Source organism: Marinomonas hwangdonensis (assembly GCF_003721245.1).
GTDB lineage: Bacteria > Pseudomonadota > Gammaproteobacteria > Pseudomonadales > Marinomonadaceae > Marinomonas > Marinomonas hwangdonensis.
This window is the reverse complement of record NZ_RIZG01000012.1, coordinates 23,718-39,007: the sequence shown is the minus strand read 5'-3', so window position 1 is coordinate 39,007 and position 15,290 is coordinate 23,718. Positions and strand designations below refer to the sequence as shown.

The following is a 15,290-nucleotide window of genomic DNA, read 5'->3' as shown; positions in this document are numbered from 1 at the left end:
AACTCAAAACACGATAAAATAGATGAAATAAAAAAATCCGAAAGTCCAAAAAAAACAAAAAAAAGCCGAGCTATAAAGCTCGGCTTTTTATTACAAACTGATATTACTCAGCGGCTTCTGCGACTGGACGATCGACCAATTCGACATAAGCCATAGGCGCGTTGTCACCTGAACGGAAACCGCATTTAAGAATGCGAATGTAACCACCAGGACGAGCTTGGTAACGAGGACCAAGTTCAGTAAACAATTTACCCACTGCATCTTTGCTACGAGTACGAGCAAAAGCAAGACGACGATTCGCAACGGAATCGATTTTCGCCAATGTGATCAAAGGCTCAGCAACACGGCGTAATTCTTTTGCTTTTGGCAACGTCGTCTTAATAACTTCGTGCTCAAACAAAGAAGCAGCCATATTTTTAAACATCGCTTTGCGATGTGAGCTAGTACGGTTTAAGTGACGTCCACTCTTACGATGACGCATTTTACATTCCTTACCAAACTACGGTGGTCAGGGAACAATGACCTAGCGAGCTAGAACTTTGCTATCGTCTTTCAAACTAGCAGGTGGCCAGTTTTCTAGACGCATTCCCAAAGACAAACCACGCTGTGCTAAAACATCTTTGATTTCAGTTAACGACTTCTTACCAAGGTTAGGCGTCTTAAGAAGCTCAACCTCAGTGCGTTGAATCAAATCACCGATGTAATAAATGTTCTCTGCTTTTAAACAGTTAGCACTGCGAACGGTCAATTCAAGATCATCGACCGGGCGTAGCAAAATTGGATCAATCTCATCTTCTTCTTCAACAACAGGCGCTTCGCTTTCGCTTTCAAGAGCGACAAAGACGGCGATTTGCTGTTGAAGAATAGTCGCTGCACGACGAATGGCTTCTTCTGGATCAATAGTACCGTTAGATTCGATGTCTAAAACCAACTTATCTAGATCAGTACGCTGCTCAACACGAGCATTTTCAACATTATAAGCAACACGACGAACAGGGCTGAATGAGGCATCCAGCTGCAAGCGACCAATAGGACGAGTCTCATCGTCGCTCGCAATACGGACATCAGCAGGCTCATAACCACGACCACGGGCTACTTTGATCTGCATAGTTAATTCAGCAGTATCATCTAAGTGAGCAATAACATGATCTGGGTTAGCAATCTCAGCATCTGCAACAAGCTGAATATCACTTGCTGTTACGACACCTGGACCCTTTTTACTTAAAGTAAGAGTTGCTTCATCTTGCCCGTGTAGAGCGATCGCAACTCCTTTCAGGTTAAGAAGAATCTCAATTACATCTTCTTTAACCCCTTCGATTGCGCTGTATTCATGCAACACACCGTCGATTTCAACTTCAACAATCGCACAACCTGGCATCGAAGACAAAAGAATACGGCGAAGAGCATTACCAAGCGTATGACCAAAACCACGTTCAAGCGGTTGCAGTGTTACTTTAGCACGCGTCTTACTTAGCTCTTGTACTTCAATGTTGCGTGGGGTTAACAATTCGCTCACTGAACGCTGCATAGATCCACCTATTTCATAATCCTAATCATCAAATTACTTAGAGTAAAGTTCGACAATTAGGTTCTCATTAATTTCTGCTGACAAATCGGCACGCTCTGGAACAGCTTTGTAAGTTGCTTCCAGCTTGGTTGAATCAACCTCAATCCAATGGATTGGTGCACGACCTTTAGATAGCTCTAGTGCGTTCTGTACACGCAATTGCTTTTTAGCTTTTTCACGGATCGACACTACGTCACCAGCTTTCACTTGGTAAGACGGAATGTTAACAGAAGCGCCATTTACTAGAATGCCTTTATGGCCAACTAGTTGACGAGCTTCAGCACGTGTAGAACCAAAACCTGCGCGATAAACAACGTTATCTAAACGTGATTCCAAAAGTTGCAGAAGGTTCTCACCAGTAGCACCTTTAAGACGAGCAGCAGATTTGTAGTAATTACGGAATTGCTTTTCAAGAATGCCATACATACGGCGAACTTTTTGTTTTTCACGTAACTGTAAGCCGTAATCAGAAAGACGACCACGACGTGCACCGTGCACACCTGGAACCGTTTCTGCTTTACATTTCGACTCAAGAGCGCGTGAACCGCTCTTCAATTGCAAGTCGGTACCTTCACGACGAGACAACTTACAAGTTGGACCTATATAACGAGCCATGTATCTGTCTCCTCTTAAACGCGACGTTTCTTAGGTGGACGGCAACCGTTGTGCGGAATTGGCGTCACATCTGTGATGTTATTGATACGCAGACCCAATGCATTCAATGCACGGACTGCGGACTCACGACCAGGACCAGGGCCCTTGATCATTACGTCAACGTTTTTAAGGCCGAATTCTTGTGCGACAGCACCGGCACGTTCAGCCGCTACCTGAGCAGCGAATGGAGTACTTTTACGAGAACCACGGAAACCAGAACCACCGGCAGTAGCCCAAGACAAGGCATTACCTTGGCGGTCTGTAATCGTCACAATCGTGTTATTGAATGACGCATGTACATGAGCAACACCATCGACGACCGTCTTTTTGACTTTCTTCTTGGTGTTGCGCGTAGCTGGCTTAGCCATATTGCACTTTCCTATTTAATGCTCAGCTCTAGTAAACTTGTGACTAGAGCGAAACGCGTTTAAATTACTTACGAATAGGTTTACGAGGACCTTTTCGTGTACGAGCGTTCGTTTTGGTACGTTGACCACGAACAGGTAGGCTACGACGGTGGCGGATACCACGGTTACAGCCTAGGTCCATCAGACGTTTGATAGACATACTGACTTCACGACGCAAGTCACCTTCTACAGTGTAGTTACCAACTTCTCCACGAAGTAAGTCAAGCGTTTCATCGCTTAGAGAGCCAATTTTAGCAGTCTCTGCAACACCAGTAGCGGCGCAAATAGCGCGCGAACGAGTGCGACCAATTCCGAAGATGTAAGTCAGAGAAATGACCGCATGTTTATTGTCAGGAATATTGACACCGGCTATACGAGCCATTCATTTTACTCCGTTGTTATTGATGATCAACCAACCATCATTTTACTTTCATGAGGGCGGCAGATTATGCCTATCTTTAGGACAAAAATCAACCACCCTTACCTATCATTGAGTGATCTCGCAATTAACCTTGACGCTGTTTGTGGCGAGGCTCAATACAGATCACACGAACTGAACCGTTACGACGAACGACTTTACAGTTACGACAGATTTTCTTTACAGATGCACGTACTTTCATGTTCAACTCCAACCTTACGCTTAGCGCATTAGGCCATTTGGACCATAACCAGTCAGATTAGATTTCTTCATTAATGACTCGTATTGCTGACTCATCAGGTGACTTTGAACTTGCGACATAAAGTCCATAACGACAACCACTACGATCAACATAGAGGTACCGCCAAAGTAGAATGGAACATTCCACGCAACAACAAAGAACTGAGGCATCAGGGACACAAGTGTGATGTACAAAGCACCAAACAGTGTCAAACGAGTCATTACACCATCAATATATCGAGCGGTATGATCACCTGGACGAATACCCGGCAAAAAGGCACCGGATTTTTTTAAATTATCTGCCACATCTTTAGGGTTGAACACTAAGGCTGTGTAGAAAAAGCAAAAGAAGACAATTGCTATCGCAAACAACAGCACATAGAGTGGTTGCCCGGGGGCCAATGCCAAGGAAGTGTTTTGCAACCATTCCATACCTTCGCCCTGCCCAAACCATTGTCCGATTGAAGCAGGAAACAGAAGAATACTTGAAGCGAAGATAGGTGGTATAACACCAGCCATATTCACTTTAAGCGGCAAATGACTCTTTTGTGCAGCAAACACTTTTTTGCCTTGTTGACGCTTAGCATAATTAACCGTAATTCGGCGCTGACCACGTTCGATGAAAACAACGAAAGCGACAGTCGCTATGGCTAACACACCAATGAGCAACAGAGCTAAAATATTAATATCGCCTTGACGAGCCGATTCAAATGAACGACCTAAAGCAGAGGGAAGGCCAGCAACAATACCCGCAAAGATTAGAATGGAAATACCATTACCAATCCCCTTCTCGGTAACTTGCTCACCCAACCACATAAGAAAAACAGTACCAGCAACCAAAGTAATCACAGCAACAGCGTAGAACTCAATGCCGCTGCTAAAAGAAATACCTTGACTAGCAAGACCCACAGCCATACTAGCTGACTGAATAAGAGCGAGTAGTACGGTACCGTAGCGAGTGTATTGGGTAATCTTACGACGTCCCGCTTCACCCTCTTTTTTCAACTGCTCAAGCTGAGGACTCACAACCGTCAATAACTGCATAATAATAGAGGCAGAAATATAGGGCAGAATCCCAAGCGCAAGAATACTCATGCGTTCAAGCGCGCCCCCTGAGAATACGTTAAATAAACTCAGAATAGTGCCTTCATTTTGATCAAACAACGCTGATAACCTGTCAGGATTAATACCTGGAACAGGAATATGCGCACCGATTCGGTATACAATAATTGCCATAAAGACAAAACGAATGCGAGCCCACAGCTCGCCTAAACCGTTTTGTACTCCAGCAGGTAGTGAGCCACGCTTTGCCATTTATTCCTCGACTTTTCCGCCAGCTGCTTCAATAGCGGCACGAGCACCTTTAGTCACTTTAAGGCCACGAACGGTAATCGCTTTGTCGATTGAACCTGACAAAATTACACGTGCAGTCTTAATCTGATGACCTAGAATGTCAGCGCCTTTAAGAGCAGCTAAATCTACAACTTCAGCATTTACAGCAGCAAGTTCGTTTAAACGAACTTCAGCAACATACTTTGCCTGACGTGAAGTAAAACCGAATTTTGGCAGACGTTTCTGCAAAGGCATTTGACCACCTTCAAAACCAGGTTTTACTGAGCCACCTGAGCGAGATTTAAGACCTTTATGGCCTCGTCCGCCAGTTTTGCCCAAGCCGCTACCAATGCCGCGACCAACACGTTTAGGAGCATGCTTGCTACCTTCGCCAGGACGAAGTGTATTTAAGAACATGTTATTCTCCTACCACTTTAACCATATAATAAACTTTATTAACCATGCCGCGAACAGAAGGTGTATCTTCTAATTCACGTGTCTGGCCAACTTTGCGCAAACCCAAGCCTTTAACAGTTTCACGGTGCTTTGGAAGACGACCGATCGGGCTGCGGGTTAGTTGAACTGTGATGGTATTATTCGCCATAACACATTACCCCAAAATTTGATCGACTGACTTACCGCGTTTTGCCGCGATTTGTTCAGGTGCTTTCATATCCTGCAAACCTTTGATCGTAGCACGAACTACGTTTACTGGGTTTGTAGAGCCGTAACATTTCGCCAATACGTTGTGAACGCCAGCGATTTCTAGAACCGCACGCATTGCACCACCGGCGATGATACCAGTACCTTGAGACGCAGGCTGCATGTAAACTTTAGAGGCACCGTGGTTTGCTTTAACAGGATACTGCAAAGTATCACCATCTAGCTTAACGGAAACCATGTTACGACGAGCTTGTTCCATTGCTTTTTGGATAGCTTGAGGCACTTCGCGTGCTTTACCACGACCAAAGCCAACCTTACCATTACCATCACCAACGACTGTCAAAGCTGTGAAAGAGAAGATACGACCACCCTTCACTACTTTAGCAACGCGGTTTACTTGTACTAGCTTCTCTTGGAGGTCGCTAGTTTGTTGATCATTAACTGCCATTTGCTACCCCTTAGAACTCTAGACCGGCTTCACGAGCAGCGTCAGCAAGAACCTGAACGCGGCCATGATATTTGAAGCCAGAACGGTCAAATGCGACCGAAGTGACACCTGCTTCTTTAGCACGAGTAGCAATCAAAGTACCAACTTCTTTAGCTGCTACTTTATTACCAGTCGCTGTACCGCGAAGCGCTTCCTCAAGAGTAGAGGCGCTAGCAAGCACTTTACTACCGCAAGGAGAAATCACTTGAGCATACATGTGGCGTGGCGTGCGATGTACAGTTAGACGATTCGCACCTAAGTCACGAATATGCAAACGAGCACGACGTGCACGACGAATCCGAGATTGTTTTTTAGTGTTCATGAATGCCTACCTACTTCTTCTTAGCTTCTTTACGACGAATAACTTCGTCAGCATAACGAACACCCTTACCTTTATAAGGCTCAGGCGGACGGAAACCGCGAACTTCTGCAGCAGCTTGACCAACGGCTTGTTTATCAATGCCACGGATCACAACTTCTGTTTGAGAAGCACATTCAGCTGTTATGCCTTCGGGTAATTCGTAATCTACTGGGTGAGAAAAACCCAGAGATAGGTTAAGCACACTGCCTTTAAGCGCAGCACGGTAACCGACACCTTGAAGATATAAACGTTTCTCGAAACCTTGACTAACACCAACAACCATGTTGTTAACAAGAGCACGAGTAGTACCAGCTAAGGCACGGCTTTGTTTTGCACCATCGCGCGCAGCGAAGGTAATAACATTTTCTTCTTTAGACACAACAACGCTTGTGTGAACATTAAACTCTAAAGAACCTTTGCCGCCTTTTACGATGACGGTTTGGCCGTTAAGAGTCAAATCTACACCACTAGGAAGCGTCACGGGACTATTAGCAACTCGAGACATACTAACTCCTAGAATACAGTGCAGATTACTTCGCCACCAATACCAGCAGCACGTGCTGCACGGTCTGTCATCACACCTTTAGAGGTAGAAATGATCGCAACACCAAGGCCAGCTTCTACTTTAGGTAGAGCAGTTGTGCCTTTGTATTGGCGCAAGCTTGGGCGAGAAGCGCGTTTAATTTGTTCAATAACCGGCTTACCTTCGTAGTATTTCAACTCGATTGTAAGAGTAGGTTTTACTGCGTCATCTACGGAAAAGTCACCAACGTAACCTTCTTCACGTAGAACAGCAGCAATAGATGACTTCATTTTTGATGAAGGCATACTCACAGAAGTCTTTGCAGCCATCTGTGCATTGCGAATACGTGTAAACATATCCGCAAGGGTATCTTGCATACTCATTTAAGAGCTCCTAATTTAAAAACCATTGTGCAGCAAATAGAGCTCGCGCATAGTACACAGCAGCGAGACGAATGTCCAGTATTTAGACACCCCTCTCACTGCCATGTATTATGATCGTGATCTACTTGCTTACCAACTAGCTTTCTTCAAGCCTGGTACATCACCGCGCATCGCTGCTTCACGCAGTTTGATACGAGACAAGCCGAAGCGACGGTAAACACCGTGCGGACGACCCGTGATTTGACAGCGGTTACGCTGGCGAGAAGAAGATGAATCACGTGGAAGTGCTTGCAATTTAAGCGAAGCTTCCCATTTTTCATCGTCCGATGCATTAACGTCGCTAATGATCGCTTTTAGGGCAGCACGCTTTTCAGCGTACTTAGCCACTAATTTAGTGCGTTTTGCTTCGCGCTGAATCATTGAAATTTTTGCCATGATTCCTACCTCTTATTTCTTGAAAGGGAAACTAAAGGCGGCTAGCAAAGCACGACCTTCTTCGTCGGTACGAGCAGTCGTTGTGATGGTAATGTCCATACCACGCACACGATCCACTTTATCGTAATCGATTTCAGGGAAGATGATCTGCTCTTTAACACCCATACTGTAGTTACCACGACCGTCAAAAGACTTAGGGTTAAGTCCACGGAAGTCGCGAATACGTGGGATAGCAACGTCAACCAAACGGTCGAAGAAATCCCACATACGCTCGCCACGTAGCGTCACTTTACAACCGATCGGGTAACCGTCACGGATTTTAAAGCCAGCTACAGATTTGCGAGCCTTAGTCACTACAACTTTTTGGCCGCTAAGTGCTTCAAGATCTTTTACCGCACTTTCAAGAAGTTTCTTGTCTGCGATAGCTTCACCAACACCCATATTTAAAGTGATTTTAGTGATTTTCGGCACTTCCATCACGTTTTTGTAGCTAAACTCTTCAGAAAGTTTTGCTACAACTTGATCTTTATATACTTGCTTAAGTCTCGCCATGGCTATAATTCTCGCTCTTAGGCGTCAATCGCTTCACTATTTGATTTAAAAACACGCACTTTCGTACCGTCTTCGTTCAATTTAAAGCCGACGCGATCCGCTTTTCCAGTAGCACTGTTGTAAATGGCTACGTTTGAAACCTGGATTGGTGCTTCTTGTTCAACGATACCGCCAGTTGAACCCTTCATAGGGTTTGGCTTTTCGTGCTTCTTAACAGTATTAATGCCAGAAACAAGAACTCGGTTTTCGTCTACTACTTTAACAACTTTGCCACGTTTGCCTTTGTCTTTACCAGCAATAACGATAACTTCGTCGTCACGTTTGATTTTACGCATAATGTCCCCTCTCCCTCTTACAGCACTTCTGGTGCAAGAGAAACAATTTTCATGAACTGCTCAGTACGCAATTCACGTGTTACAGGGCCAAAGATACGAGTACCAATCGGCTGTCCTGACGCATTCAACAATACCGCAGAGTTTACATCAAAACGGATTATAGAGCCATCTGGACGACGAACACCTTTCTTAGTTCTAACGACAACTGCGTTAAGAACCTGCCCTTTTTTCACACGACCACGAGGGATCGCTTCTTTCACTGTGACCTTAATGATGTCACCAATAGCAGCATAACGACGATGTGAGCCACCCAGTACTTTAATACACTGAACACGCTTCGCGCCGCTGTTATCTGCAACATCAAGCATCGATTCTGTTTGAATCATTTCTGCTCTCCAATCAAATTAGATAACAAGTCTCAAGAAGGAAGGAGCAGCTTATACAGCTGCTGCTTTCTCAACAACTTGGACCAGATTCCAAGTCTTAGACTTAGAGTAAGGACGTGTTTCCACGACCTTAACGGTATCACCGATCTGGCACTCATTGTTTTCATCATGAGCGTGTAATTTTGTTGAACGACGTACAAACTTACCATATAGAGGGTGTTTTTCCGTACGCTCAACAAGTACTGTAATGGTTTTATCCATCTTATCGCTTACTACTTTACCAGTAGCTGTGCGCGCTTTTGTTTCTGCCATCTTAGTTACCTGCCTTATCATTTAGCACGGTTTTAACACGTGCGATATTGCGGCGAACTTGCGAGAGCAAATGAGTTTGCGCTAACTGACCAGTGGCCTTCTGCATGCGCAGAGTAAATTGCTCACGTAGCAGTTCAATCAAGGTCGCTTGTAGCTCAGCTACAGACTTTTCTTGCAGTTCTTTTGCTTTCATCTACATCACCGTACGCGTTACGAAAGTTGTGGACAGAGGAAGCTTAGCAGCAGCCAACGCAAACGCTTCGCGTGCTAACTGTTCTGAAACGCCCTCAACTTCATAAAGCATTTTTCCAGGTTGAATCTGAGCAACCCAGTATTCTACGCTACCCTTACCTTTACCCTGACGAACCTCTAGAGGTTTCTGAGTAATCGGCTTATCAGGGAACACACGAATCCAGATTTTACCACCACGTTTAATATGACGAGTCATTGCACGACGTGCAGACTCGATCTGACGGGCAGTTAGACGACCACGTTCAGTGGACTTCAATCCGAATTCACCAAAGCTAACTTGGTTTCCGCGAAGTGCTAGACCGCGGTTACGGCCTTTTTGCATCTTGCGGAACTTAGTACGTTTCGGTTGTAACATGACTTACCCCCTACTTAGACTTCTTCTTTTGTGCGCCTTTATCAGCACGCACTTGCTCAATACCGCCCAAGATTTCGCCTTTGAAGATCCACACTTTGACACCAATGATGCCGTAAGTTGTGTTTGCTTCATAAGTAGCGTAGTCAATGTCAGCGCGTAGAGTGTGTAGAGGCACACGGCCTTCACGGTACCACTCAGCTCGTGCAATTTCAGCACCGCCTAAACGACCACTTACCTGAACCTTGATACCCTTAGCACCTGCACGCATTGCATTCTGTACGGCACGTTTCATTGCACGACGGAACATAACGCGACGCTCAAGTTGACTTGCAATATTTTGCGCAACCAACTTTGCATCCATTTCAGGCTTGCGAATTTCTTCGATGTTAATGTGGACTGGTACGCCCATCATTGTAGAAACTGCATTACGTAGCTTCTCAACATCTTCGCCTTTCTTACCAATCACAATACCCGGACGGGCTGTGTGAATCGTAATACGAGCTGTTTGAGCAGGACGCTGAATCTCAATACGAGAAACAGAAGCCTGGACCAATTTTTTCTCCAAGAACGCACGAACCTGAAGATCGTTTAATAACAACTTAGAGTAGTTTTGATTATTAGCATACCAAGTAGAAGTATGATCTTTAACTATCCCTAGGCGTATACCAGTTGGATGAACCTTCTGACCCATTGGGTTTCTCCTAATTAGTCAGCGACTTTAACTGTAATATGGCAACCGCGTTTTAGAATACGGTCAGCACGGCCTTTGGCACGTGGCATAATACGTTTCAGAGTCATTGCCTCATCAACGTAAGCCGTAGACACACGCAAGTCATCTACATCAGCACCTTCGTTATGCTCAGCATTAGCTATCGCAGACTCTAGTACTTTCTTGACAATTACTGCCGCCTTCTTAGGACTGAACGTTAAAATGTTCAGTGCTTCGCTAACAGATTTGCCGCGGATTTGATCTACAACCAAACGGGCCTTCTGCGCTGAGAGGCGAGCACCCTTCAATGAAGCGCTTACTTCACTCATGTTAATACCCCTTATTACCGTTTGGCTTTCTTGTCCGCAGCATGACCACGATATGTACGGGTCGGAGCGAACTCACCCAATTTATGACCTACCATATCTTCAGTTACAAGAACTGGAACATGCTGGCGACCATTATGGACAGCGATAGTCAACCCTACAAAATCAGGGAAGATAGTTGAACGGCGTGACCAAGTCTTAATTGGACGACGATCTTTCTTCTCTACCGCAGCCTCTACCTTTTTCAACAAATGAAGGTCGATAAAAGGACCTTTTTTTAGTGAACGTGGCACAGTCGTTTCCTCTTATTACTTAGTACGGCGACGTACAATAAGTTTATCTGTACGCTTGTTGCTGCGCGTTTTGTACCCTTTAGTAGGCACACCCCATGGCGTAACTGGGTGACGACCACCTTTGCTACGACCTTCACCACCACCATGTGGGTGATCCACTGGGTTCATCGCCGCACCGCGAACGGTAGGACGAACACCACGCCAACGCGTAGCACCAGCTTTACCAAGAACTCGTAAGCTATGCTCAGAGTTTGATACTTCACCTAAAGTAGCGCGACATTCTGTCAACACTTTACGCATTTCGCCTGAACGCAAGCGAAGAGTAACGTATCGACCTTCACGAGCAACTAGCTGAGCTGATGCACCAGCAGAACGAGCAACTTGTGCTCCCTTACCAGGCTTAAGCTCGACACAGTGAACGGTACTACCAACTGGGATATTTTGCAGAGGCAAAGTATTACCAGACTTGATAGGCGCTTCTGCACCACTAAAAACAACATTGCCAGCTGCCATACCTTTGGAAGCGATAATATAACGACGCTCACCATCAGCATATTTAATCAATGCAATATTTGCAGAACGGTTTGGATCATATTCCAAACGCTCTACCACCGCAGGAATTCCGTCTTTGTTACGACGAAAATCTATCAAACGGTAATGCTGCTTATGACCACCACCTACGTGACGCGTAGTGATGCGTCCATTGTTGTTACGTCCACCCGATTTGCTGTTTTTCTCAAGCAAAGGAGCATATGGTGCGCCTTTGTGCAAATCGTTGTTAGTAACTTTAACAACGTGACGACGGCCTGCAGACGTTGGCTTACTTTTTACAACAGCCATTGACCTATCTCCCCTTATTCAGCGACCATGAAATCAATGTCTTGGCCTTCAGCCAAACGTACATACGCTTTTTTCACGTCTTTACGTTTACCTAGACCGCGCACTGTGCGTTTTGTTTTACCTTTGTGGTTCAACGTACGAACAGACTCAACTTTGACTTCAAAAAGCGCTTCGATAGCTTGTTTGATTTCAGGTTTTGTTGCATCACCAGTTACACGAAATACGTACTGACCATTACCTTCGGCAACGATAGTAGCTTTTTCGGAAATGTGTGGCCCCAACAGAACTTTATAAATGCGTTCGCCGATCATGCTAGTGCCTCCTCAACTTGTTTCAGAGCACCAACTGTCAACAACACTTTGTCGTAAGCAATCAAGCTAACAGGATCGATAGACGCCGCATCGCGTACATCTACGTTAGGAATATTTCGAGCCGCCAAAAACAAATTGTCATCCAATTCGTGAGAAACGATCAAAGCATTCACAATATTCAATTCTGCCATTTTTGCTATAAAGAGCTTAGTTTTTGGAGCTTCTAACTTAAGATCTTCAACTACAACTAAACGGTCTTGACGTACAAGCTCAGACCAGATGGTGCGCATTGCTGCACGGTACATCTTCTTATTCACTTTCTGAGAGTGATCTTGTGGTTTTGCTGCAAATGTAACACCACCAGAACGCCACAATGGGCTACGGATGGTACCAGCACGTGCGCGACCAGAACCTTTTTGTTTCCAAGGTTTGCGTCCACCACCAGCTACTTCAGAGCGTGTTTTCTGCGCGCGCGAACCTTGACGACCACCGGCCAAGTAAGATGTTACTACTTGGTGTACCAGCGCTTCGTTGTATTCACGTGCAAAGGCTACATCAGAAACTTCAACAGTCCCTTCTGCGCCTGTTAGATTCAAGTTCATTGTCTACCCCTCTTAGCGAGCTTTAACAGCTGATTGAAGAATAACATCACCATTTACTGCACCAGGCACGGCACCTTTCACAAGGATAAGGTTACGTTCTGTGTCAACACGAACCACTTCTAGTGATTGCGTAGTAACTTGTGCAGCACCCATATGGCCAGCCATCTTCTTGCCTTTCCAAACACGACCAGGTGTTTGACATTGGCCGATGGAACCAGGTGCACGGTGAGACAATGAGTTACCATGTGTAGCGTCTTGCATACTGAAATTATGACGCTTGATGGCACCTTGGAATCCTTTACCCTTTGATTGACCAGTTACATCAACCATTTGGATAGATTCGAAATCAGCTACAGTCAGTTCATCACCAACATTGATTTCTTTTTCATCACCAGAAAGGCGGAACTCCCACAAACCACGACCAGCTTCAACATTCGCTTTTGCATAATGACCCGCAGCAGCTTTGTTTACACGGCTCGAACGGCGAGTACCAACTGTTACTTGAATAGCTTGGTAGCCATCAGTATCAGTCGTTTTCACCTGAGTAACGCGGTTCGGTTCAACCTCGATGACGGTTACTGGCACGGATACACCTTCTTCTGTGAAGATACGTGTCATTCCGGCTTTACGTCCGACTAATTGAATAGTCATTTTCTACCTCATTTGCCAGTTGTGTAAGGGGCTATCACCCGCTACGGCTGATCATTCCAGATCATTCCACTATTGTGCATATAGCCGACTGATTACCAGCCGGTTCTCGCACCCCAATTTAGGCTATTAACCTAAAGAAATTTGTACTTCCACGCCTGCCGCAAGGTCTAGCTTCATCAAAGCATCAACTGTTTTTTCAGTTGGCTCAACGATGTCTAGAACACGTTTGTGAGTACGGATTTCATACTGATCACGCGCGTCTTTGTTCACGTGTGGAGAAATCAATACTGTATAACGTTCTTTGCGAGTAGGAAGTGGAATCGGTCCACGCACTTGCGCACCTGTACGTTTCGCTGTGTCCACAATTTCTTGTGTTGAAGCATCAATCAGACGGTGATCGAATGCTTTCAGACGAATACGGATTTTTTGGCTTTGCATTTCCAACTCCAAATACAATGTTTGTATGACTCAACAGTACATTTATCAAGCCACAATCCTTTTTTAAGGACGGCGAATATTAGCCATTCAAAAACTGGTTGTCAAGTAACCAACTCCGAACACGCAAAATAAACCATAAAATAAAAAGGCCACCCTATTGGGCAGCCCTTTTTTGAGAAAATCCAAATGGATTGAGCTAATACTCAATTATTTGATGATTTTAGCAACAACACCAGCACCAACTGTACGGCCACCTTCACGGATCGCGAAACGAAGACCATCGTTCATTGCGATTGGGTGAATTAGTTCAACAGTCATTTGCACGTTATCACCAGGCATAACCATCTCTACGCCTTCTGGCAAAGAACAAGCACCAGTTACGTCAGTTGTACGGAAGTAGAACTGAGGACGGTAGCCTTTGAAGAATGGCGTATGACGTCCACCTTCATCTTTACCCAAAACGTAAACTTCTGCTTCAAACGTTGTGTGAGGAGTGATAGAACCAGGCTTAGCCAATACTTGGCCACGCTGTACATCTTCACGCTTAGTACCACGAAGAAGGATACCACAGTTCTCACCAGCACGACCTTCGTCAAGCAGCTTACGGAACATCTCAACACCAGTACAAGTAGTCTTGACAGTGTTAACAATACCAACAATCTCAACTTCTTCTTGAATCTTGATGATACCGCGCTCTACACGACCAGTTACTACAGTACCACGGCCTTGAATAGAGAATACGTCCTCGATTGGCATTAGGAAAGCACCATCGATTGCACGCTCTGGCTCAGGAATGTAAGCGTCTAGAGTTTCAACAAGTTTACGAACAGCGGTTGTACCCATTTCGTTGTCGTCTTCGCCTTTCAACGCCATTAGCGCAGAACCTGGGATGATTGGAGTATCATCACCTGGGAAGTCGTATTCAGAAAGAAGGTCACGCAATTCCATCTCAACCAACTCTAGCATTTCAGCGTATTCTTCAGAATCCGCACCGCCACAGTCTTCAGCCAACAAATCAGCTTTGTTTAGGAAAACAACGATGTGTGGAACACCTACTTGACGAGAAAGCAAGATGTGCTCACGAGTCTGAGGCATTGGACCATCAGTCGCGCCACAAACTAGGATAGCGCCGTCCATCTGAGCAGCACCAGTGATCATGTTTTTAACATAATCGGCGTGTCCAGGACAGTCAACGTGCGCGTAGTGACGCACTGGAGAATCGTATTCAACGTGAGAAGTTGAAATTGTGATACCACGCTCACGCTCTTCAGGAGCATTATCGATACCGTCAAAAGCAACAGCTGTACCGCCGAATACTTCTGCACAAACACGAGTCAATGCTGCAGTTAACGTTGTTTTACCATGGTCAACGTGACCAATTGTGCCAACGTTTACATGTGGTTTACTACGTTCAAATTTACTCTTTGCCATGATACATACACCTTAAGAATTAGTAAG

The 15,290-nt window shown here is 45.2% G+C and carries 29 protein-coding genes; all 29 read right to left on the bottom strand.

The genetic code is table 11. From position 1 onward, the window contains the following. Window positions 1–103: 103 nt before the first annotated feature. Window positions 104–481, bottom strand: a complete 378-nt coding sequence (rplQ, locus tag EBI00_RS14740) for a 50S ribosomal protein L17 (RefSeq protein WP_123096703.1) — start codon at window positions 479–481, stop codon at window positions 104–106. A 42-nt stretch (window positions 482–523) separates the two neighbouring features. Further along, a complete protein-coding gene (locus EBI00_RS14735) occupies window positions 524–1,528 on the bottom strand; it encodes a DNA-directed RNA polymerase subunit alpha (protein ID WP_123096702.1) in 1,005 nt (334 codons plus the stop codon). A gap of 33 nt (window positions 1,529–1,561) precedes the next feature. Further along, window positions 1,562–2,182: a 30S ribosomal protein S4 gene (gene rpsD / locus EBI00_RS14730; RefSeq protein ID WP_123096701.1), complete on the bottom strand. Its 621-nt coding sequence runs from the start codon at window positions 2,180–2,182 to the stop codon at window positions 1,562–1,564. Between the two features lie 14 nt (window positions 2,183–2,196). Continuing rightward, window positions 2,197–2,589 carry a 30S ribosomal protein S11 gene (gene rpsK / locus EBI00_RS14725; protein WP_009836290.1) on the bottom strand — a complete coding sequence of 131 codons (393 nt, stop codon included), beginning with the start codon at window positions 2,587–2,589 and terminating at the stop codon, window positions 2,197–2,199. Between the two features lie 64 nt (window positions 2,590–2,653). After that, window positions 2,654–3,010: a 30S ribosomal protein S13 gene (gene rpsM / locus EBI00_RS14720; RefSeq protein WP_123096700.1), complete on the bottom strand. Its 357-nt coding sequence runs from the start codon at window positions 3,008–3,010 to the stop codon at window positions 2,654–2,656. A gap of 124 nt (window positions 3,011–3,134) precedes the next feature. Continuing rightward, on the bottom strand, window positions 3,135–3,248 hold the full coding sequence (gene rpmJ / locus EBI00_RS14715; RefSeq protein ID WP_123096699.1) for a 50S ribosomal protein L36: 114 nt from the start codon (window positions 3,246–3,248) through the stop codon (window positions 3,135–3,137). Between the two features lie 20 nt (window positions 3,249–3,268). Further along, on the bottom strand, window positions 3,269–4,600 hold the full coding sequence (gene secY / locus EBI00_RS14710) for a preprotein translocase subunit SecY (RefSeq protein WP_123096698.1): 1,332 nt from the start codon (window positions 4,598–4,600) through the stop codon (window positions 3,269–3,271). Further along, on the bottom strand, window positions 4,601–5,035 hold the full coding sequence (gene rplO / locus EBI00_RS14705) for a 50S ribosomal protein L15 (RefSeq protein ID WP_123096697.1): 435 nt from the start codon (window positions 5,033–5,035) through the stop codon (window positions 4,601–4,603). A 1-nt stretch (window position 5,036) separates the two neighbouring features. After that, complete coding sequence (rpmD, locus tag EBI00_RS14700) at window positions 5,037–5,222, bottom strand: 50S ribosomal protein L30 (protein ID WP_012071918.1); 186 nt, start codon at window positions 5,220–5,222, stop codon at window positions 5,037–5,039. 6 nt (window positions 5,223–5,228) lie between these two features. After that, a complete protein-coding gene (rpsE, locus tag EBI00_RS14695; RefSeq protein WP_110577377.1) occupies window positions 5,229–5,729 on the bottom strand; it encodes a 30S ribosomal protein S5 in 501 nt (166 codons plus the stop codon). 10 nt (window positions 5,730–5,739) lie between these two features. Continuing rightward, complete coding sequence (rplR, locus tag EBI00_RS14690) at window positions 5,740–6,090, bottom strand: 50S ribosomal protein L18 (RefSeq protein ID WP_024023513.1); 351 nt, start codon at window positions 6,088–6,090, stop codon at window positions 5,740–5,742. A gap of 10 nt (window positions 6,091–6,100) precedes the next feature. After that, window positions 6,101–6,634 carry a 50S ribosomal protein L6 gene (gene rplF, locus EBI00_RS14685; RefSeq protein WP_123096696.1) on the bottom strand — a complete coding sequence of 178 codons (534 nt, stop codon included), beginning with the start codon at window positions 6,632–6,634 and terminating at the stop codon, window positions 6,101–6,103. 8 nt (window positions 6,635–6,642) lie between these two features. Next, the gene (gene rpsH / locus EBI00_RS14680; RefSeq protein WP_123096695.1) at window positions 6,643–7,035 is read right to left on the bottom strand and encodes a 30S ribosomal protein S8; all 393 of its coding nucleotides are present in this window, start codon (window positions 7,033–7,035) and stop codon (window positions 6,643–6,645) included. A gap of 129 nt (window positions 7,036–7,164) precedes the next feature. After that, window positions 7,165–7,470, bottom strand: a complete 306-nt coding sequence (gene rpsN / locus EBI00_RS14675) for a 30S ribosomal protein S14 (protein ID WP_123096694.1) — start codon at window positions 7,468–7,470, stop codon at window positions 7,165–7,167. A 12-nt stretch (window positions 7,471–7,482) separates the two neighbouring features. Beyond that, window positions 7,483–8,022, bottom strand: a complete 540-nt coding sequence (gene rplE, locus EBI00_RS14670) for a 50S ribosomal protein L5 (protein ID WP_123096693.1) — start codon at window positions 8,020–8,022, stop codon at window positions 7,483–7,485. A 17-nt stretch (window positions 8,023–8,039) separates the two neighbouring features. Then, on the bottom strand, window positions 8,040–8,357 hold the full coding sequence (gene rplX, locus EBI00_RS14665; protein ID WP_123096692.1) for a 50S ribosomal protein L24: 318 nt from the start codon (window positions 8,355–8,357) through the stop codon (window positions 8,040–8,042). A gap of 17 nt (window positions 8,358–8,374) precedes the next feature. Further along, complete coding sequence (rplN, locus tag EBI00_RS14660; protein WP_123096691.1) at window positions 8,375–8,743, bottom strand: 50S ribosomal protein L14; 369 nt, start codon at window positions 8,741–8,743, stop codon at window positions 8,375–8,377. A gap of 51 nt (window positions 8,744–8,794) precedes the next feature. Then, on the bottom strand, window positions 8,795–9,055 hold the full coding sequence (gene rpsQ, locus EBI00_RS14655) for a 30S ribosomal protein S17 (RefSeq protein ID WP_013797833.1): 261 nt from the start codon (window positions 9,053–9,055) through the stop codon (window positions 8,795–8,797). A gap of 1 nt (window position 9,056) precedes the next feature. Continuing rightward, on the bottom strand, window positions 9,057–9,248 hold the full coding sequence (gene rpmC / locus EBI00_RS14650) for a 50S ribosomal protein L29 (RefSeq protein ID WP_110577370.1): 192 nt from the start codon (window positions 9,246–9,248) through the stop codon (window positions 9,057–9,059). Next, entirely contained in the window at window positions 9,249–9,662 is a 414-nt protein-coding gene (gene rplP / locus EBI00_RS14645; RefSeq protein ID WP_123096690.1) for a 50S ribosomal protein L16, read from the bottom strand. Window positions 9,663–9,672: 10 nt separating this feature from the next. After that, the gene (gene rpsC / locus EBI00_RS14640) at window positions 9,673–10,353 is read right to left on the bottom strand and encodes a 30S ribosomal protein S3 (protein WP_123096689.1); all 681 of its coding nucleotides are present in this window, start codon (window positions 10,351–10,353) and stop codon (window positions 9,673–9,675) included. A gap of 14 nt (window positions 10,354–10,367) precedes the next feature. After that, window positions 10,368–10,700 carry a 50S ribosomal protein L22 gene (rplV, locus tag EBI00_RS14635; RefSeq protein WP_110577367.1) on the bottom strand — a complete coding sequence of 111 codons (333 nt, stop codon included), beginning with the start codon at window positions 10,698–10,700 and terminating at the stop codon, window positions 10,368–10,370. 14 nt (window positions 10,701–10,714) lie between these two features. Next, window positions 10,715–10,990 carry a 30S ribosomal protein S19 gene (gene rpsS / locus EBI00_RS14630; protein WP_036163121.1) on the bottom strand — a complete coding sequence of 92 codons (276 nt, stop codon included), beginning with the start codon at window positions 10,988–10,990 and terminating at the stop codon, window positions 10,715–10,717. Window positions 10,991–11,005: 15 nt separating this feature from the next. Next, the gene (gene rplB / locus EBI00_RS14625) at window positions 11,006–11,830 is read right to left on the bottom strand and encodes a 50S ribosomal protein L2 (protein WP_123096688.1); all 825 of its coding nucleotides are present in this window, start codon (window positions 11,828–11,830) and stop codon (window positions 11,006–11,008) included. A 14-nt stretch (window positions 11,831–11,844) separates the two neighbouring features. Then, complete coding sequence (gene rplW / locus EBI00_RS14620) at window positions 11,845–12,141, bottom strand: 50S ribosomal protein L23 (RefSeq protein WP_012071934.1); 297 nt, start codon at window positions 12,139–12,141, stop codon at window positions 11,845–11,847. Continuing rightward, window positions 12,138–12,743: a 50S ribosomal protein L4 gene (gene rplD, locus EBI00_RS14615; protein WP_123096687.1), complete on the bottom strand. Its 606-nt coding sequence runs from the start codon at window positions 12,741–12,743 to the stop codon at window positions 12,138–12,140. The genes rplW and rplD overlap by 4 nt, the downstream gene beginning before the upstream one ends. Before the next feature lie 12 nt (window positions 12,744–12,755). Continuing rightward, a complete protein-coding gene (rplC, locus tag EBI00_RS14610) occupies window positions 12,756–13,394 on the bottom strand; it encodes a 50S ribosomal protein L3 (protein ID WP_123096686.1) in 639 nt (212 codons plus the stop codon). Window positions 13,395–13,520: 126 nt separating this feature from the next. After that, on the bottom strand, window positions 13,521–13,832 hold the full coding sequence (rpsJ, locus tag EBI00_RS14605) for a 30S ribosomal protein S10 (protein ID WP_012071937.1): 312 nt from the start codon (window positions 13,830–13,832) through the stop codon (window positions 13,521–13,523). 207 nt (window positions 13,833–14,039) lie between these two features. Then, the gene (gene tuf / locus EBI00_RS14600) at window positions 14,040–15,263 is read right to left on the bottom strand and encodes an elongation factor Tu (RefSeq protein WP_123096685.1); all 1,224 of its coding nucleotides are present in this window, start codon (window positions 15,261–15,263) and stop codon (window positions 14,040–14,042) included. Window positions 15,264–15,290: the final 27 nt, after the last annotated feature.

Excerpts from the sequence above, each read along its gene's own strand:
- rplQ (WP_123096703.1), bottom strand. The coding sequence starts at position 481 with ATGCGTCATCGTAAGAGTGGACGTCACTTAAACCGTACTAGCTCACAT.
- EBI00_RS14735 (WP_123096702.1), bottom strand. The coding sequence starts at position 1,528 with ATGCAGCGTTCAGTGAGCGAATTGTTAACCCCACGCAACATTGAAGTA.
- rpsD (WP_123096701.1), bottom strand. The coding sequence starts at position 2,182 with ATGGCTCGTTATATAGGTCCAACTTGTAAGTTGTCTCGTCGTGAAGGT.
- rpsK (WP_009836290.1), bottom strand. The coding sequence starts at position 2,589 with ATGGCTAAGCCAGCTACGCGCAACACCAAGAAGAAAGTCAAAAAGACG.
- rpsM (WP_123096700.1), bottom strand. The coding sequence starts at position 3,010 with ATGGCTCGTATAGCCGGTGTCAATATTCCTGACAATAAACATGCGGTC.
- rpmJ (WP_123096699.1), bottom strand. The coding sequence starts at position 3,248 with ATGAAAGTACGTGCATCTGTAAAGAAAATCTGTCGTAACTGTAAAGTC.
- secY (WP_123096698.1), bottom strand. The coding sequence starts at position 4,600 with ATGGCAAAGCGTGGCTCACTACCTGCTGGAGTACAAAACGGTTTAGGC.
- rplO (WP_123096697.1), bottom strand. The coding sequence starts at position 5,035 with ATGTTCTTAAATACACTTCGTCCTGGCGAAGGTAGCAAGCATGCTCCT.
- rpmD (WP_012071918.1), bottom strand. The coding sequence starts at position 5,222 with ATGGCGAATAATACCATCACAGTTCAACTAACCCGCAGCCCGATCGGT.
- rpsE (WP_110577377.1), bottom strand. The coding sequence starts at position 5,729 with ATGGCAGTTAATGATCAACAAACTAGCGACCTCCAAGAGAAGCTAGTA.
- rplR (WP_024023513.1), bottom strand. The coding sequence starts at position 6,090 with ATGAACACTAAAAAACAATCTCGGATTCGTCGTGCACGTCGTGCTCGT.
- rplF (WP_123096696.1), bottom strand. The coding sequence starts at position 6,634 with ATGTCTCGAGTTGCTAATAGTCCCGTGACGCTTCCTAGTGGTGTAGAT.
- rpsH (WP_123096695.1), bottom strand. The coding sequence starts at position 7,035 with ATGAGTATGCAAGATACCCTTGCGGATATGTTTACACGTATTCGCAAT.
- rpsN (WP_123096694.1), bottom strand. The coding sequence starts at position 7,470 with ATGGCAAAAATTTCAATGATTCAGCGCGAAGCAAAACGCACTAAATTA.
- rplE (WP_123096693.1), bottom strand. The coding sequence starts at position 8,022 with ATGGCGAGACTTAAGCAAGTATATAAAGATCAAGTTGTAGCAAAACTT.
- rplX (WP_123096692.1), bottom strand. The coding sequence starts at position 8,357 with ATGCGTAAAATCAAACGTGACGACGAAGTTATCGTTATTGCTGGTAAA.
- rplN (WP_123096691.1), bottom strand. The coding sequence starts at position 8,743 with ATGATTCAAACAGAATCGATGCTTGATGTTGCAGATAACAGCGGCGCG.
- rpsQ (WP_013797833.1), bottom strand. The coding sequence starts at position 9,055 with ATGGCAGAAACAAAAGCGCGCACAGCTACTGGTAAAGTAGTAAGCGAT.
- rpmC (WP_110577370.1), bottom strand. The coding sequence starts at position 9,248 with ATGAAAGCAAAAGAACTGCAAGAAAAGTCTGTAGCTGAGCTACAAGCG.
- rplP (WP_123096690.1), bottom strand. The coding sequence starts at position 9,662 with ATGTTACAACCGAAACGTACTAAGTTCCGCAAGATGCAAAAAGGCCGT.
- rpsC (WP_123096689.1), bottom strand. The coding sequence starts at position 10,353 with ATGGGTCAGAAGGTTCATCCAACTGGTATACGCCTAGGGATAGTTAAA.
- rplV (WP_110577367.1), bottom strand. The coding sequence starts at position 10,700 with ATGAGTGAAGTAAGCGCTTCATTGAAGGGTGCTCGCCTCTCAGCGCAG.
- rplB (WP_123096688.1), bottom strand. The coding sequence starts at position 11,830 with ATGGCTGTTGTAAAAAGTAAGCCAACGTCTGCAGGCCGTCGTCACGTT.
- rplW (WP_012071934.1), bottom strand. The coding sequence starts at position 12,141 with ATGATCGGCGAACGCATTTATAAAGTTCTGTTGGGGCCACACATTTCC.
- rplD (WP_123096687.1), bottom strand. The coding sequence starts at position 12,743 with ATGAACTTGAATCTAACAGGCGCAGAAGGGACTGTTGAAGTTTCTGAT.
- rplC (WP_123096686.1), bottom strand. The coding sequence starts at position 13,394 with ATGACTATTCAATTAGTCGGACGTAAAGCCGGAATGACACGTATCTTC.
- rpsJ (WP_012071937.1), bottom strand. The coding sequence starts at position 13,832 with ATGCAAAGCCAAAAAATCCGTATTCGTCTGAAAGCATTCGATCACCGT.
- tuf (WP_123096685.1), bottom strand. The coding sequence starts at position 15,263 with ATGGCAAAGAGTAAATTTGAACGTAGTAAACCACATGTAAACGTTGGC.